2 protein-coding genes are annotated in these 1,989 nt (G+C 66.2%); one reads left to right on the forward strand and one right to left on the reverse strand.

Translation table 11 applies throughout. The annotated features are described in order from the left end of the window. The coding region (locus KH616_RS24595; protein WP_292253865.1) for a DUF1254 domain-containing protein at positions 1-874 on the reverse strand (874 nt) is incomplete at its 3' end. Positions 875-1,582: 708 nt separating this feature from the next. Between KH616_RS24595 and KH616_RS24600 the strand changes: the two genes are divergently transcribed. Next, positions 1,583-1,834 carry a hypothetical protein gene (locus KH616_RS24600; protein ID WP_292253867.1) on the forward strand — a complete coding sequence of 84 codons (252 nt, stop codon included), beginning with the start codon at positions 1,583-1,585 and terminating at the stop codon, positions 1,832-1,834. Positions 1,835-1,989 lie beyond the last annotated feature (155 nt).

Genomic DNA, 1,989 nt, shown 5'->3' on the forward strand with positions numbered 1-1,989 from the left:
GCACCGGATAGCCTGCGGCCACGCCGATGTCGTCGAGCATGCGTTGCGCGTGCGTGTCGTCGGCGGGCAGCGGATTGTCCTGCAGCGCCTCGGCGAAACGCGTGAAGAACGCCTTCGGATCGAGCGCGGCGACCTGCGCGGCCGGCGTGCCGCCGCTCGCCGACTCGGCGGGCGCGCTGCCTGCGTGAACCGCCACCGACGCGCCTCGCGCCGCGCCTGTATAGACCGACAGCGGCACGAGGCGGATCGCGCGCTGCAGCTTCTTCACGGCGGTCAGGTCCCGGCCGCCGCTCGTCTGCAGGCGCACTTCGAGCCACGCGTTGCGCGACGGCACATCGACACGCGCGACACCGGCGGGCAGCTTGCCCTGCCAGTCCTTCGCGGCGAAGGCGATCGTCTGGACACGGGCGCCGCGGCCGCCGTGCGGGCTGCGCACCGCCGCGCTCGACGACCACAGCACGTTGGTCCACATGTCGAGCGCGCGCGCGTCCCAGTAGCGATCGCGCGTGTCGGGCAGCGTCATGATCACCGGCTCGGCGGCCACGTCGAGCCAGCCGCACGAATCCAGCGTATCGACACCCGGCAGCGGCGGATTGACCGCGCCGACCGGCGGCATCGCCTGCGCGTGACGCAGCGTGTTGAGCGGCGCCTGGCCGGGCTGCGTGCCGTCGCCGCCGGTGGCGGCGTCCTTCGCGACATCCATCAGCACGAGCGGGTACGCGTAGAGATAGGCATCGGCCACTTCGGCGCGCATCCAGCCGGTCTTGTGCTGGATCGCGTCGGGTTGCGACGCGCATCCGGCCAGGAGCGCCGCAAGGGCAAGCGACGCGCACGCGCGTCGCAGGGAAACGGTTTCTCGTCGGGTTCTTGTCATCGATGGCTGGCCGTATGTCATTCTCGAAAAATCAATGCCCTGCGAAACGCGCAAACCATCAAACCCAGGCCAGGCACGATCAGTCACACTGCCCGGCCTGCCCGGACGACACATTTGCAGCGGGCATTTACATCAGACCGATATCATAGCGCCTCGGGACAATCCCTAATTTGCAGCATGCCGGGCATTGCAGCAGCCGAAAGGCGCGTTGCCGACGACGAGATGCCGTCCATGGTCATGCGGCCGCATGTTCACGCGCGTTGCCGTCGATCCAAACACGCCGGCCCGAACCGGGATTCCGCCAGCGGCATCGGCCCGATCCGTCATCGACTCGCACGCACCTTCACGTACGCCGGCCCGGATGGATCATCATCGAAACGTTTTTGGGCAACCTGACGTCATTTCCGAAAATTACAACAATGTAATCATGTATTTGCGCCCATTGGCACGCTCTTCGCTTTCTGCAATGGACAGGCTCGATCGCACGCGCGAGCCGAACCCGGACGCGGCGCGCCGCCGCTGCCCGTGCGGTTCCCGCGCTTTCCCCGTATGGCGTTGCCGGACTGTCGGGCGGAACGGAGCCATCCCGGCATCCATGCACCGGCGTTCGCGCCGGGCACGCGGCCCGGCAGTTCGGTTCCTTCGTGCAGTCTGTCCGGATCAAATATGTAACGCGTCGAATGACGTCAGCCTCGTCAGGAGGGCACTATGCAACCCCTTGAACGCAAACGGTCTTTACTCTGGCTGGTCGCACTGCTGCCCTGCCTTTTCCTGGGCCTGATCGCAGCGACCGCGATCACCGCGCCGAGCGCGCTCGCGGACGGCAAGTCCGCGCACGGCCACGGCTCGTTGCCGTCTGGCAAGGAATCCTGGGGCAAGCCGAAATTCCAGTCATCGGGACCGCATCCGAACGACACCAGCGCGAACCGGACGGCGAAGGACCGTCAACCCAACAAATAAAAGCACGCACCACGTCATTTTTCTCATTGTCGGGGGAATTGTCCGAACATTCGGACTCGATGTGCGAGGTTTGAAATGAGCGCTTTGCGAACACCATCCCGCATGCTCGGGCTGCTCATGCGCGGCCTGGCCACGGCAGGACTCTGCGCGGCGGG

This window comes from Burkholderia sp. (assembly GCF_018375725.1).
Lineage (GTDB): Bacteria > Pseudomonadota > Gammaproteobacteria > Burkholderiales > Burkholderiaceae > Burkholderia.